Below are 15,614 nucleotides of genomic sequence, written 5' to 3'. Positions count from 1 at the left end.
TGGTCTTACCGCCCACGCACCGGCCGCTTACCGCTCGCGCACCGTCCGTGCGGGGTCAGGACAGTTCTTCGGCGACTGCGCGCACGTACGCGCCGTATTCGGAGGAGGGCTGCCGGCTGCCGAGTTCGTGGCAGGCCGCCGCGTCGATGAAGTCCATCCGCAGCGCCACCTCCTCGACGCAGGCGATCCGGACGCCCTGCCGCTGCTCCAGCACATGCACGTACTGTCCTGCCGCCAGCAGGGAGCCCGGGGTGCCGGCGTCGAGCCAGGCGAAGCCCCGGCCGAGGTCGACCAACCGGGCCTTGCCGCGCCGCAGATAGTGCTGGTTGACGTCGGTGATCTCCAGTTCGCCGCGGGCCGACGGCCGCAGGTTCTTGGCGATGTCGACGACCTCGTTGTCGTAGAAGTAGAGGCCCACGACGGCCCGGTTGGAACGCGGCCTGGCCGGCTTCTCCTCGATCGCGATCAGCCGGCCGTCCGCGTCCGTCTCGCCCACTCCGTACCGCTGCGGGTCGTCCACGGGGTAGCCGAAGAGCACGCAGCCGTCGATGTCGTCCGGGGAGTTCCGCTGGAGGATCTCGTAGAAGTTGTGCCCGTGGAAGATGTTGTCCCCCAGCACCAGCGCGACCGGGTCGTCGCCGATGGCGTCGGCGGCCAGCACGAACGCCTCGGCCAGGCCGCCGGGCACCGGCTGCTCCACGTAGTCGAGCCACAGCCCCAGATCGGAGCCGTCGCCCAGCAGCCGCCGGATCTGCGGCAGGTCGTCGGGGGTGGAGATCACCGTGATCTCCCGGATGCCGGCCAGCATCAGCACCGAGAGCGGGTAGTAGATCATCGGCTTGTCGTTGACCGGCAGCAGCTGTTTGGACACCGCCATGGTCACCGGATGCAGCCGGGTCCCGTGCCCGCCGGCCAGCAGAATGCCCTTCATGCGCTTCATGGGTCCGGCCGCGCCCGGCCGCGGGGGCGCCACGGGACGCCCCCCGGTGTCAGGTGTGACCGGCATGGTGGTCACTCCGCCGCGGTCCGCCGGCCGCCGCGCTCGGCCGCCAGCCGCTCCAGCTCGGGCACGATGTCGTGCGGCGTGGGCAGGGCCAGCAGCTCCGTGCGCAGCCGGTCCGCGTCCTGCCGGAACCCGGGTTCGGCCAGCAGCCGGGTCAGCTTCTCCCGCAGCGTGTCGGCGGTGAACTCCGCCGGGTCGATGACCAGTCCCGCGCCCTGCTGCTCCAGCGCTGCGGCGTTGCCCTTCTCGTCCCACAGCCAGCCGGGGACGACGATCTGCGGAACCCCGTGCCGCAGGGCGTTCTGCAGGGTGCCCATGCCACCGTGGTGGATGATCGCCGAGCAGGTCGGCAGCACCTCGTTGAACGGCACGAAGTCGACGATCCGGACGTTGTCCGGGAGCCCCGACGCTGCCAGTGACTCGGCGGCCTCGGCGCCGGCCGTCGCGATCAGCTCGACGTCCAGGTCGGCCGCGGCCGCGAGCAGGTCGCCGATCGGGAAGCCCTCCTTGTACGCGCCCGGCAGCGACAGCCCCAGGGTGAGGACGACCCGGGGCAGCTTGGGCCGCTCGTGCACCCAGTCGGGCACCACGGCGGGCCCGTTGTACATGACCGGGCGGACGGGCACACGGTCCAGGCCGGCCGGGACGCGCACCCACGACGGGAGCGGGTCGATGGTGCGCTGGCCGACGACCAGGTCCTCGCCGAAAGCCCCGGCGCCCTCCGGGTCCAGGCCGAGCGAGCTCAGCCGCGCGGCCATCCAGCCCGCCATCGCGTCCATCCTGTCCTCCGGTGTCTGCTCCGCGCCACGCTCCAGGAACACCTCGCGCATCCGGGCCCAGTGGTCGGTGCCGAACAGCAGCCGCGCGTGCGCCGCCCCGCAGGCGCGGGCCACCACCGGGCCCACGTAGGTCATGGCGTCCCAGACCACCAGGTCGGGCTGCCACTCGCGGGCGAAGCGCGCCAGGTCCTCCAGCATGGTCTGGCTGCCGACGCCCTCGGCGACGTAGGTGTACGCCCCGAACGTGTCCCGGACGTACTCCCAGGTCAGCTTCTCCGGGTCGGTCTCGGTGAGGTCGTAGCCGGTCCCGTAGCCGGGCTCGCTGCTCTCCGCCGACTGCTGGGAGCGCTGGAGCAGGGCCAGTTCCTCGCCCACCGGGACGGCGGTGAGCCCGGCGCGCGTGATCGTCTCGGTGAGGTCGGGCTGGCTGGCGACCCGCACTTCGTGCCCCGCGGCGCGCAGCGCCCAGGCGACCGGAACGGAATTGTAGAAGTGCGAATCGAGGGCCAGGACCGTGAAAAGCACGCGCATGCGAATTCTCCCGTCGGACACGGAATACCGGGTTGCGACGGTATGAGGGGTGCCCCGGGCGGCCAACCCCTAGGAGGATCCCGCGGCCCTTAACCCGCCCCCGACGTATGCCGGTTGGCGTTAGGGGTTCTCCCGCGCCGCTCCTTCCCTCATATTCGGGCGCAGCGCAACGGAGGGTGAGTGGATATGCAGGGTGATTCCCGTACGGGTTCCCGGTCGGGCTCAGCGGTTGTGTTCCCCGGTATGGGGGCGTCGTCCTTCGCGGACGTGGGCAAATTCATGGTGGCCAATCCGTTCGCCCGGCGCCGGGCGGCGATCGCCGGTGAGGTCCTCGGCTACTCCCTGATCGACCGGTACCGCGACTCCGAGCACGACTACACCGAGGCGGCGCAGGTGGCGTTCCTGGCCAACTGCCTGGCGCTTGCCGAGTGGGCCGAGGCGGAGCTCGGCATGGCGCCGCAGCTGTGTACGGGGCCGAGCTTCGGCGGCAAGACCGCCGCCGCGTACGCCGGCTGTCTGCCGTTCTCCGAGGCCGTGCTGATGACCGCCCGGCTGGCGCGCTGCCAGGAGGAGTACTTCGCCTCCGAGCACCGCGACGTGGTGACGCTCTCGTTCGTCCGCACCCCGCGCGCCGGGCTGGACGAGGTGCTGGGCGAGTTGGACGAGCGCGACGAGTGGCACGACATGGCCTGTTACATCGACGACGACTTCCACATGGTGTCGCTGCGCGAAGCGGCCCTGGAGTGGTTCAAGGGCCGGATCCGTGCCCTCGGGGGCATGTCGCTGTACACGATGCGCCCGCCGCTGCACTCCGTCGCGTTCGGCGCGCTGCGCCGCAAGGCCGAGGACGAGGTGCTCGGCAGGCTGCCGTTCGCCGATCCCCGCCTGCCGGTGGTCTCGGACCACGACGGCACGCTGCTGCGCACCGGTGACGAGGTCAGGACGCTGCTGCTGGACGGCATCGTCCGGCCGCTGCGCTGGCCCACGGTGGTGGACACGCTGCTCGGCCGGGGTGTGGGAACGGTCCATGTCGCCGGTCCGGACAACCTGTTCGGTCGGGTCAGGCGCACCACCGCCCACTTCGAGGTCGTACGGGTCAATCCGCGGCTGGCGCTCCAGCCGCGGCGGCCGGCCGCGGTCCGGGCGGGAGGAGACGGACGATGACCGGGGGAACTTCCCAGGCCTCGCTCGGTGCCTACGGCGCTGCCCTGCACGCCCGTTTCCTGCGCGGTCTGGCCGTCGCCCCGCGCCGGGCGGCGGTGCGCGGCCCCGGCTGGTCCCTCAGCTACGAGGCGCTCCACGAACGGGCACTGACGTGGGCGGGTGCGTTGGTGCGGGCAGCGGGGCACCGGCCGGCCGCGATCGGCGTGCTGGCCGCCAAGGGCCCGCACGCCTATACCGGAGTGCTGGCGGCGCTCTACGCGGGCGCCGCGGTGGTGCCGTTGAGCACCGGCTTCCCCGCGGCCCGGACCCGGCACATGCTGGAGGCGGCCGGGGTGTCCGCGGTGATCGCGGACGCCGAGGGCCGTGCCCTGCTCGCCGGGGCACCCGGTCCCGCCCCGGGCATCCCGGTGCTGGCCCCCGACGAGGTGTCGGCCGGCTCGGTGCCGGTCGACGCGGCGCACGCACTGGGCGAGCCGCTGCCGGCCGGCGCCGGGGACACGGCCTATGTGCTGTTCACCTCGGGCTCCACCGGGCGCCCCAAGGGGGTGCGGATCTCGCACGGCAGCACGGACCACTACTTCCAAGTCCTCGACGCGCGCTACGACTTCGGCCCCGAGGACGTCTTCTCCCAGACCTTCGACCTGAACTTCGACTGCGCCATGTTCGACCTGTTCTGCGCGTGGGGCGCCGGTGCCACCGTTCAGCAGCTGCCGGCCGCCGCTTTCCGCGACGTACCGGCGTTCGCGGCCGAGGCGGGACTGACCGTGTGGTTCTCCACCCCGAGCGCCATCTCGCTGGTCCGCCGCACGGCGGGGCTGGGCGCCGGGGCACTGCCCGGCCTGCGCTGGAGCATCTTCGCCGGGGAGGCGCTGAGGTGCGCCGACGCCGCCGACTGGCAGCGCGCCGCGCCCACTTCGACCGTGGAGAACCTGTACGGACCGACCGAGCTGACGATCACGATATGCGGCTACGAATGGTCGCCGGAGACCTCCGAGGGCCTGGCCGTGCACGGCATCGTCCCGATCGGCGCCGTACACAAGGGACATGACCATCTGCTGATCGACGCGGACTGCGAGCCGGTGTCCGGCGAGGGCGAACTCATCGTCACCGGCCCGCAGATGACCGCCGGCTATCTGGACCCGGCCGACCACCAGGGGCGGTTCGTGACGCACGACGGGCGCACCTGGTATCGCACCGGCGACCGCGTCCGCGAGGTCGCCGACGGGGTCCTGGCCTACGTGGACCGGCTGGACGCCCAGGTCCAGGTGCAGGGCTGGCGTGTGGAGCCGGCCGAGATCGACCAGGCCCTGTGCGCGTGTGCCGGTGTCGAGGAGGCCGTCACCGTGGCCGTGCCCGCGGCCGGCGGCGACCTGGAGCTGGTCGCCTTCTACACCGGCCGCCCGACGCCCGCGACCCAGCTGGCCCGCGGACTGCGCGGCGCCCTGCCCGAGCGGCTGATACCCCGCCGCTACGCGCACCTGACCGCGTTCCCCCTCAACGCCAACCGCAAGATCGACCGGGGCGCGCTGCGGGCCAGGGCCGCCGGGCTGCTCGGCCCGGCGGAACCGGCCGCCGTCCCCGCACGGGTGCCCCGGCCTGCGCCTAGGGGGCAGTAGGGGTGGGGGTGCCCGGCCGGTGCGGTGACCATGACGACGACCACAGGCCCGTCAGGAGGCGAACCCATGCCGGACACGGCACTTGAAGGCAGCACCACCTGGATCCGGCGATTCCACCCGGCCCCCGGTGCCGGGGCCCGGGTGGTGTGCTTTCCGCACGCGGGCGGCTCCGCGAGCTTCTACCGCCCGGTGTCGACGGCGCTGCGTCCCGGCATCGAGGTCCTCGCCGTGCAGTACCCGGGGCGTCAGGACCGGCGCGCCGAGAAGCCGTTCACCGACCTGCGGACGCTGGCCGACCGGACCTTCGACGCCCTGGAGCCCTGGCTCGACTCCCCGCTGGCGCTCTTCGGGCACAGCATGGGCGCCCTGATCGCGTACGAGATCGCCCTGCGGATGGAACGGGAGTCGCGCCCGGCGACCGTGCTGATCGCCTCCGGGCGGCGCGCTCCTTCGCTGGGCGGCAGCGAGAACGTGCACCGGCGCGACGACGACGGGATCGTCGCCGAGATCAAACGGCTCAGCGGCACCGACGCGCGGCTGCTCGACGACCCGGAGATGCTGCGCGCCGTACTGCCCGCGGTACGCGCCGACTACCAGGCCGTGGAGACCTACACGGGCGATCCCGGGGCGGCCCTGTCCTGCCCGGTCGAGGTCTTCGCGGGCGACAACGACTCCCAGGTGACCGCCGAACAGGCACGCGCCTGGCACCGGCACGCCACCGGGAAATTCACCGTCCGGTGGTTCTCCGGCGGGCATTTCTATCTCACGGAACAACCGGCCGCGGTCATCGATCGCCTCGGCGAAACCGTCCGGTCGTACAGCTGAATCCGGCACATCGCTTTTACCCGAAGGGACTTTCCATTCCCTTCGGGAGATCCGTTGGTGCCACGAGTCCGCGGAATCCGTGGAATCCGTGGAATTCCTGGAATGGTGGAGTACGCGAATGAGCGAGACCCCAGAGTCCCAAGACGTCGTCGGCGGCGGGGCGGAGCTGCCCCGGCGGCTCGCGGGTCTGCCCGCCGGGGCGCGCCGGGCGCTGCTCCTCGACCTGGTCCGTGCGCAGACGGCCGCGGTGCTGGAGGCGGTCCGCCAGGAGGCGCCGGGGACCGTGCGGGTGGACGCCGGTCTGCCGTTCCAGGAGCAGGGATTCGACTCACTGGCCGCCGTGGATCTGCACACCCGGCTGGCCGGCGCCACCGGGCTGGACCTTCCGGTGACCCTGGTCTTCGACCACCCGACGCCCGGCGCGCTGGCCCGCCGGCTGGAGGAGCTGGCGCTCGGCGGTCCCGCGCGGGCCGAGGGCTCCGAGGACGCCGAGCCGGTACGCGGCCCGGTGTCGTCCGACGATCCGATCGCGATCGTCGCGATGAGCTGCCGCTTCCCCGGCGGCGCGGACACCCCGGCCGGGCTGTGGCGGCTGATCGCCGAAGGCCGCCATGTGCTCTCGCCGCTGCCCACCGACCGCGGCTGGGACACCGAGGGGCTCTACGATCCCGATCCGGGCAAGCCGGGCACCAGCTATGTGCGGCACGCCGCCTTCCTTGAGGGGGCCGGGGAGTTCGACGCCGACTTCTTCGGCATCAGCCCGCGTGAGGCGACCGCGATGGACCCCCAGCAGCGGCTGGTCCTGGAGCTGTGCTGGGAGGCCCTGGAGCGGGCCGGTCTGGATCCGCACTCGCTGCGCGGCAGCAGGTCGGGCGTGTTCGTCGGCGCCGAGCCGCAGGAGTACGGGGTCCGCCTGCACGAGGCACCCGACGGGCTCGACGGCTATCTGCTCACCGGTACCGCGCCCAGCGTCGTCTCCGGCCGGGCCGCCTACGCGCTGGGCCTGGAGGGCCCGACGCTCACCGTGGACACGGCATGCTCCGGCTCACTGGTGGCGATGCACCTGGCCTGCCAGTCGCTGCGGGCCGGCGAGTGCGAACTCGCCCTGGCCGGCGGGGTGGCGATCATCGGCAACCCCGGGGTGTTCACCGCCTTCAGCCGCCAGCGCGGTCTGGCCGCCGACGGCCGCTGCAAGCCGTTCGCGGCGGCGGCCGACGGCACCGGCTGGGGCGAGGGCGGCGGCGTGGTGCTGCTGGAGCGGCTGTCCGACGCGCGGCGCAACGGCCACCAGGTGCTGGCCGTCGTCCGGGGTTCGGCGGTCAACCAGGACGGCGCCTCCAACGGCCTGACCGCCCCGAACGGACCCGCCCAACAGCGGGTCATCCGCCAGGCCCTGGCCGGCGCGGGACTCTCCGCGGCCGATGTGGACGCGGTGGAGGCACACGGCACCGGCACCACCCTCGGCGACCCGATCGAGGCCCAGGCACTGCTCGCCACCTACGGCCAGGGCCGCCCGGACGGTCGGCCGCTGTGGCTCGGGTCCGTCAAGTCGAACATCGGCCACACCCAGGCCGCGGCCGGGATCGCCGGGGTCATCAAGATGCTGATGGCCATGCGGCACGGCACCCTGCCCCGGACGCTGCACGTCGACGCGCCGACCCCGCATGTGGACTGGTCCGCTGGATCGGTGGAACTGCTCACCGAGGAACGGACGTGGCAGACCGACGACCGCCCGCGCCGGGCGGGCGTCTCCTCGTTCGGCATCAGCGGCACCAACGCCCACGTCATCATCGAGCAGGCCGAGGAAGCCGCCGCACCGCGACAGGAACCGCAGAAGCAACCGTCGCCGACCGCTGTTCCGGCGGTTCGTCCGGGGGTTCGTCCGGGGGTTCGTCCGGCGGTGCCGCTGGTCGTTTCGGCCAAGAGCCGGGAGGCGTTGCGCGCGCAGGCCGCGCGTCTGCACGCCCACCTGTCCGGGCACGACACGGATCTGACAGCCGCCGGATACGAACTGGCCACCAGGGCCGCCATGGAGCACCGCGCGGTGCTGCTCGTCGACGACCGCGACCACGCACTGCGCGCCCTGTCCGCGCTGTCCGACCCGTCCGACCAGCGCGACCACCGCGACCTTTCCGATGGATCCTTCGGCGAGGGCGGCTCCCCCGGGCTGTTCACCGGCGCTCCCGGGGGCGGCCGGACGGCGTTCCTGTTCTCCGGCCAGGGCAGCCAATGGCCCGGCATGGGCAGGGAGTTGTACGCGGCGTTCCCCGTCTTCGCCGAGGCGGTGGACGAGGCCGCGGGACACCTCGATCTCCAGCTCGACCGACCCCTGCACGAGGTGATGTGGCCCGCCGGAACCGCCGACGCCACGCTGCTGGAGCGGACCGGCTACGCCCAGCCCGCACTGTTCGCCTTCGAGGTCGCGCTCAGCCGGCTGCTGCGGTCATGGGGCGTGACACCGGACTTCGTCGCCGGCCACTCGGTCGGCGAGCTGGCCGCCGCGCATGTGGCGGGCGTACTGACCCTGGAGGACGCGGCCTTCCTCGTGGGTGCACGGGCCCGGCTGATGCAGGCGCTGCCCGAGGGCGGCACCATGGCCGCGGTACGGGCGCCCGAGGAGCGCGTACGTACCCTGATCGGCGACCGGACGGACGTCGCCGTGGCCGCTGTCAACGGCCCCGAGTCGGTGGTCGTCTCCGGCACGCGCGACGCGGTGGCCGCGATCACCGGGCGGCTCGGCAGGGCGACCCCGCTCCGCGTCTCGCACGCGTTCCACTCCCCGCTGATGGAGCCGATGCTGGCCGAGTTCCGGCAGGCCGCCGAACTGCTCGGCTACGCACCGCCGTTGATACCCGTGATCTCCAACCTGACGGGCGCCCCGGCCGACGCCGATGAGCTCTGCTCGCCCGAGTACTGGGTACGGCACGTCCGCGAGGCAGTCCGGTTCGGTGACGGGATGGCGGCGCTGCGGGACGCCGGGGCGGACACGTTCGTGGAGGTGGGGCCGGGCGGCACGCTGACCGCGCTGGCCGAGCAGTATCTGACCGGCCCGGCGCTGTGCACGCCCACGCTGCGCCGCGACCGGCCCGAATCCGCCGAGCTGCTGCGGACGCTGGCCCGGCTGCACACCCGCGGCAGGACCGTCGACTGGCTGCCCGCGTTCGCCGACCGTCCGGCGCGGCGGGCCGAGTTGCCGACCTACGCCTTCCAGCGGCGCCACTACTGGCTCCAGGTTCCCACTCCCCCCGGCGACGCGGCCGGGTTCGGCCAGGCGCCCGCCGACCACCCGCTGCTGGGTGCGGCCCTGCCACTGCCCGGCTCCGACGGGCTGGTGCTCACCGGTCGGCTGTCGTCCACCGCCCATCCTTGGCTGGCGGACCACGTCGTACTCGGCACCGTCCTGCTCTCCGGCACGGCCTTCGTCGAACTCGCCGCGTATGCCGGGGAACGGACCCACTGCCCACGCATCGACGAGCTGGCCCTCCAGGCGCCGCTGGCCGTCCCCGAACGCGGCGGCATGGGCCTCCAGGTCGTGGTGAGCGGCCCCGACGAAACAGGCCGGCGGACCGTGGAGATGTACTCCCGCCCGACGGACGCCCCCGAGGACACGTCCTGGACCTTGCACGCCACCGGCTTGCTCTCCCCCGACAGCGGAGCCGACAGCAGGGACGGGGGCGGCCATGCCGCCTGGCCGCCGGCCAACGCCGTCCCTCTCGACGTCTCCTCCCTCTACACCGACCTGGCCGCTCAGGGTTACGCGTACGGCCCGGCGTTCCAGGGCGTGCGGGCGGCGTGGCGGCACCAGGACAGTGTGCTGGCCGAGGTCGCCCTGGACCCGGAGGCGGCGGCCGATGCCACCTCCTTCTGCCTGCACCCCGCCCTGCTCGACGCCGTGCTGCACAGCGCCGGCTTCCTGGGCGGCGACACCCTACGGGCCGACGATCAGGCCAAGATCCCCTTCGCCTGGTCGGGCGTACGCCTCCATGCACGCGGCGCTACCACCGTACGGGCGCGGATCGACGCGACGGGCGGGCAACCGGGCTCCGACGCCCTGTCGTTGGAGATCACCGACCTGACGGGCGCCCCCGTCGCCTCGGTCGCCTCGCTGGTGTCCCGGCCGATCACAGCCGATCAAGTCCGGACCGGCAGCCCCGGCGGCCCCGGGGGCCACCCGGTGTACGCCGTCAACTGGCAGCGATCGACAGCGACCGAACCGCCGTCGGTACCGCCCGGCGCGTGGGCCGTGGTGCGCGACGCGGCCGAACTGCGCGCGGTGACCGACACGGACGGCGTAGCCACAGCACCCAGGACGATCATTGCCGACTGCACCCCCGCCGAGGACGGCGAGATGCCGCACCGGCTGCGCATGGCCACCTCGGCCACCCTCGCGCTGCTCCAGACCTGGCTCGCGGAGGAGCGGCCGCCCGCCTCCCACCTGATCCTGTCGACCGCCGGTGCCGTTGCCCTCCCTCCCGGCGCCACGGACGTCGACCCGGCGGCGGCTGCCGTATGGGGCCTGGTGCGCTCCGCCCAGGCCGAACACCCGGGGCGTTTCCTGCTCGTGGACGACTCCCCCGGCGCACGCACCCCGCCGGAACGGCTGGCCGCCGCGGCTCTGGCAAGCGGCGAACCGGAGATCGCGGTCCGCGACAACAACACCTGGATTCCGCGGGCCGCGCGCCTGCCGGCCCCCGAGGCCGACGCCACATCCGCGTCCCCCTGGGATCCGGACGGCACGGTGTTGGTCACCGGTGGTACGGGTGGTCTGGGGGCGTTGGTCGCGCGGCATCTGGTGGTCGGGCACGGGGTACGGCATCTGCTGCTGGTCAGTCGTCGGGGCATGGCGGCTCCCGGCGCCGGTGAGCTGGTGGCGGAATTGTCGGAGCTCGGTGCCGTGGTGCGGGTCGAGGCGTGTGATGTCGCCGACCGTGACGCACTGGCCGGGCTGTTGGCCGGCATTGATCCGGTTCATCGGCTGGCTGGTGTGGTGCACTCGGCCGGGGTCTTGGACGATGCCCTGCTGGCCGATCTGACTGCGGAGCGGCTGGAGTCGGTGCTGGGCCCGAAGGCGGACGCGGCCTGGCATCTGCACGAACTGACCCTGGAGATGGACCTGACGGCGTTCGTGCTGTTCTCCTCTTCGGCCGGTCTGCTGGACGCCCCGGGCCAGGCCAACTACGCGGCGGCCAACACGTTCCTGGACGCGCTGGCCCAACACCGCCAGGGTCTTGGCCTTCCTGCCCAGTCCCATGTGTGGGGTCTGTGGACGGGTGACGAGGGCATGGGAGCCGGGCTCGGTGCCGTCGGCCTCCGGCGGATCGCGCGCCAGGGCCTGGCACCGCTGTCCCCCGGCGAGAACCTCGCCCTGTTCGACCGCGCACTGGCCACCACCGACACGGCCGTCGCACTGACACTGCGGATCGACCGGGCAGCGGTTCGCTCCCGCGCCGACGGCGTTCCCCCACTGCTGCGAGGCCTCGTCCGCGCACCCCTGCGGACCGCCGCCACCACGACCGGGGCCGGGGCGCAGGGCTCGGCCACGGCCGGGCTGCCGTTCGCGCGACGACTCGCCGAGCTCACCGAACCCGAGCGCGACCGGTTCGTCCTCGACCTGGTCTGTGGTCGCATAGCCGCCGTCCTCGGCCACGAGACCGCCGGATCCATCGACCCGGACCGGTCGTTCCAGGACCTGGGCTTCGACTCCCTGGCCGCCGTCGAACTACGCAACCTCCTCTCCACCGCAACCGGTCTGCACCTACCCGCCACCCTGGTCTTCGACCACCCCACATCCCGCGCCCTGGCCGCCCTCCTCACGAACACAGCCCTCGGCACCGCGCCCACGACGACCGCAGCACCGGTACGGGCATCCGTTGCGGACGAGCCGGTGGCGATCGTGGGGATGGCGTGTCGGTATCCGGGTGGTGTGAGCAGTCCTGAGGACTTGTGGCGGCTGGTGGCGGAGGGCGTGGACGGACTCTCCCCGTTCCCGGTCGACCGGGGTTGGGATCTGGGGCGGCTCTACGACCCGGAGTTGTCGCGGCCGGGGACGAGTTATGTGCGTGAGGGCGGGTTTTTGGAGGGTGCGGGGGGTTTTGATCCGGAGTTCTTCGGGATTTCGCCGCGTGAGGCGCGTGAACTGGACCCGCAGCAACGGTTGTTGCTGGAGGTGTCGTGGGAGGCGTTGGAGCGGGCGCGGATCGTGCCGGGTTCGTTGAGGGGGTCGTCGACCGGGGTGTTCGCGGGGGTGATGTATCACGACTATCCGACGGGGGCGAGTGCGGGCAGTGTGGTGTCGGGGCGTGTTGCGTACACGTTGGGGCTGGAGGGTCCGGCTCTGACGGTGGATACGGCGTGTTCGTCGTCGTTGGTGAGTCTGCATCTGGCGGCTCAGGCGTTGCGCCACGGTGAGTGTGGTCTGGCTCTGGCCGGTGGGGTGACGGTGATGTCGACCCCGGAGTCGTTCGTCGAGTTCAGCCGCCAGCGGGGCCTGGCCCCGGACGGCCGCTGCAAGTCCTTCTCCGAGGATGCCGATGGCACGGGGTGGTCGGAGGGGGTGGGGGTGCTGGTCCTGGAGCGGCTCTCCGACGCCCGGCGCAACGGTCACCAGATCCTGGCGGTTGTTCGGGGTTCGGCGGTCAACCAGGATGGTGCGTCCAATGGGCTGACTGCTCCGAATGGTCCTTCTCAGCAGCGGGTGATCCGGCAGGCACTGGCCAGTGCGGGGCTTTCTGCGGCGGATGTGGATGCGGTGGAGGCGCACGGCACCGGCACCACGTTGGGTGACCCGATCGAGGCGCAGGCGCTGCTGGCCACGTATGGCCAGGACCGGTCGGGGGACCGGCCGTTGTGGCTGGGGTCGTTGAAGTCGAACATCGGGCATACGCAGGCGGCGGCCGGGGTGGCTGGTGTGATCAAGATGGTCATGGCGATGCACCACGACCTGCTGCCCCGGACGTTGCATGTGGGTGAGCCGTCCTCGCATGTGGACTGGTCCGCCGGAGCGGTCGAGCTGCTCACCCAGGCCCAGCCCTGGCAGCACAACGGTCACCCGCGCCGGGCAGGCGTCTCCTCGTTCGGCATCAGCGGCACCAACGCCCACCTCATCCTCGAAGAGGCTCCGGATCTCCTGGACGACACTCCGGCCGGGTCCGCTCCGGGTCTTCCCGTTGTGCCGTGGGTGCTGTCGGCCCGCACCGGGGAGGCGTTGCGGGCGCAGGCGGCTCGGCTGGTCGACCATGTCACCGGGCGGGACCTGGACGTGGTCGATGTCGGGTATTCGCTGGCTACTGCTCGTGCTGTGTTGGAGCACCGGGTGGTGGTGGTCGGTGCGGATACGGCTGAGCTGGTGGACGGGCTGGAGGCGGTGGCCCGGGGTGAGCGGCTTGGCGGGGTGCCGGTCGGTGGCCGGCTGGCGTTCATCTGCTCCGGCCAGGGCAGCCAACGGCTGGGTATGGGACGGGAGTTGTACGACTCGTTCCCGGCGTTCGCCCGCGCCCTGGATGAGGTGTTCGGGGAACTGGGGCTGCCGCTGCGGGAGGTGATGTGGCCGGAGGACGACTCCGCCGGGCACGAGCGTCTGGAGGGTACGGAGCTTGCGCAGGCGGCGTTGTTCGCGCTGGAGGTGGCGCTGGGGCGGCTGCTGGAGTCGTGGGGTGTGCGGCCCGATTACGTTGCCGGGCACTCCGTCGGTGAACTGGCGGCTGCGCATCTGGCCGGAGTGTTCTCCCTGCCGGACGCGTGTGCGCTGGTGACAGCACGCGGCCGACTGATGGGTGCGTTGCCTGCCGGGGGTGCGATGGTCGCGGTGCGGGCCGCCGAGCATGAAGTTGCGGCGGTTCTGGCGGGCTTGGAGCGGGTGGCGATCGCGGCGGTGAACGGCCCCGATGCCGTCGTGATCTCCGGCGAGGAGGCGGCAGTGTTGTCGGCCGCAGCCCGCTTCGAGCACACCCGGCGGTTGCGGGTCTCCCACGCCTTCCATTCCCCTCTGATGGACTCGATGCTGGCGGCTTTCGGTGAGGTGGCCCAGTCGGTCGCCTTCCACCCGCCGGTGATTCCGCTGGTCTCGAACCTCACGGGTGCTCTCGCGGATCCGAAGGAGCTGTGCACGCCCGACTACTGGGTACGCCACGTACGCGAGGCGGTGCGGTTCGGCGACGGCATGCAGGCGTTGCGCGCCGAAGGCGTGACCACGTTCCTGGAAATCGGCCCCGACGCCACACTGTCCACTCTGGCCGACCAGGACGGGGACACGATCCCCGCCCTGCGCCGGGACCGACCCGAGCCCGCCCAACTCCTCCACGCCCTGGGCGACTTGCACACCCGAGGCGTACCCGTCGACTGGCCGGCCCTCTTCACAGACCAGCCCACCCACCCCGTCGACCTGCCCACCTACCCCTTCCAGCACCAGCACTACTGGATGCACGCCACCCAGGACACAGTGGACGTGCAGCAGGCAGGACTGGAAAGCGCCGAACACCCCTTGCTGGGCGCGGTGGTGGAGCTGCCCGGCTCGGGGAGCGTGGTCCTGTCGGGCCGCCTCTCGGTCGAGCAACAGCCCTGGCTGGCCGACCACACGGTGATGGGCACCGTCCTGTTCCCCGGCACCGGCTTCGTCGAACTGGCCATCCGCGCAGGCGACGAAGCCAACTGCCCGGTCGTGGACGAACTCACACTGCACGCGCCGTTGGCCCTGCCCGAACGAGGCGGGGTGGCAGTGCAGGTGATGGCGGGCGCTCCCGATGCGGAGGGGCGCCGGGAGGTACGCGTACACGCACGACCCGAGAACACCGCCCTCGACGAGGAATGGACCCTGCACGCCGAAGGCATCCTCATCCCCGACACCACCAACACGCCAACAAACATGGAGACATGGCCTCCGGAGGGGGCGACTGCCTTGCCGGTGGACGGGCTCTACGAGCGGCTGGCCGGGCAGGGTCTCGTGTACGGCCCGGTGTTCCAGGGGGTACGTGCACTCTGGGAGCGCGGGGATGAGGTGTTCGCCGAGGTCGAACTCCCCACCCAGGCCGTCGAGCAGGCCTCGGGGTTCGGCCTGCATCCGGCACTCTTCGACGCCGCTCTGCACGCCCTGGCCGGCACCGGCGACGACGGCGGGCAGGGGCCGGGTGTGCGTCTGCCGTTCGCCTGGCAGGGCGTGCGGCTGCACACCTCCGCAGCCACCGCCCTGCGCGTCCACCTCCGCCCCACCGGACCGGCCACCACCGCCATCACCCTCACCGACCCCCACGGAACCCCCGTCGCCACGGTCACCTCCCTCACCACCCGCCCCGCCCCATCCGGCCCTCACACCATCAGTCACGCCGTCCGCCAGGCCCTCTACCACCTGGACTGGACCCCGGTCCCGGCACCGGCCGGCCACGACCATGCGGCTGCCGGGCTGGAGGCTCTGCGCATCCACCGGGTCACGCACCAGGCGGGGGACGCTCCGGCCGCCGCGCTGCGGCAGACGCTGTCGGACACCCTGCACGCCCTGCAGTCCCCGGCCACCGAATCGCAGGACGGAGCCGGCTCCACGCCGCTCGTCGTCCTCACTCACAACGCGGTGTCGGTGACCGACACGGATGCCCCCATCGACCTGGCCGGAGCGGCGGTGTGGGGGCTGGTCCGCTCCGCCCAGGCCGAAACACCCGGCCACCACCTCCTCATCGACACCGACAACCACCCCACCTCCCACACCGC

The 15,614-nt window shown here is 72.4% G+C and carries 6 protein-coding genes; 4 read left to right on the top strand and 2 right to left on the bottom strand.

Annotated features, from left to right (window positions below):
* Positions 1–55: 55 nt before the first annotated feature.
* Both rfbA and ACFWXQ_RS44785 read right to left on the bottom strand, forming a co-directional pair.
* Positions 56–931, bottom strand: coding sequence for a glucose-1-phosphate thymidylyltransferase RfbA (gene rfbA / locus ACFWXQ_RS44790; protein ID WP_383950612.1), 876 nt, complete (start codon positions 929–931; stop codon positions 56–58).
* 80 nt (positions 932–1,011) lie between these two features.
* Entirely contained in the window at positions 1,012–2,313 is a 1,302-nt protein-coding gene (locus ACFWXQ_RS44785; RefSeq protein ID WP_383950603.1) for an activator-dependent family glycosyltransferase, read from the bottom strand.
* A gap of 243 nt (positions 2,314–2,556) precedes the next feature.
* Here ACFWXQ_RS44785 and ACFWXQ_RS44780 point away from each other — a divergent pair, with 243 nt between their 5' ends.
* The 4 genes from ACFWXQ_RS44780 to ACFWXQ_RS44765 form a co-directional block, all read left to right on the top strand.
* Positions 2,557–3,477 carry an ACP S-malonyltransferase gene (locus tag ACFWXQ_RS44780; protein WP_383950600.1) on the top strand — a complete coding sequence of 307 codons (921 nt, stop codon included), beginning with the start codon at positions 2,557–2,559 and terminating at the stop codon, positions 3,475–3,477.
* Positions 3,474–5,093 carry an AMP-binding protein gene (locus tag ACFWXQ_RS44775; protein WP_383950597.1) on the top strand — a complete coding sequence of 540 codons (1,620 nt, stop codon included), beginning with the start codon at positions 3,474–3,476 and terminating at the stop codon, positions 5,091–5,093. The genes ACFWXQ_RS44780 and ACFWXQ_RS44775 overlap by 4 nt, the downstream gene beginning before the upstream one ends.
* A gap of 66 nt (positions 5,094–5,159) precedes the next feature.
* On the top strand, positions 5,160–5,918 hold the full coding sequence (locus tag ACFWXQ_RS44770) for a thioesterase II family protein (RefSeq protein WP_383950594.1): 759 nt from the start codon (positions 5,160–5,162) through the stop codon (positions 5,916–5,918).
* A gap of 118 nt (positions 5,919–6,036) precedes the next feature.
* Positions 6,037–15,614, top strand: a 9,578-nt coding sequence (locus ACFWXQ_RS44765) for an SDR family NAD(P)-dependent oxidoreductase (RefSeq protein ID WP_386270342.1), incomplete at its 3' end; no start/stop codon positions are given.

It is taken from the genome of Streptomyces sp. NPDC058697, from assembly GCF_042715345.1.
GTDB lineage: Bacteria > Actinomycetota > Actinomycetes > Streptomycetales > Streptomycetaceae > Streptomyces > Streptomyces liliifuscus.
Note: the sequence above shows the minus strand (reverse complement) of the source record. Positions and strands in the feature narration are given on the sequence as shown.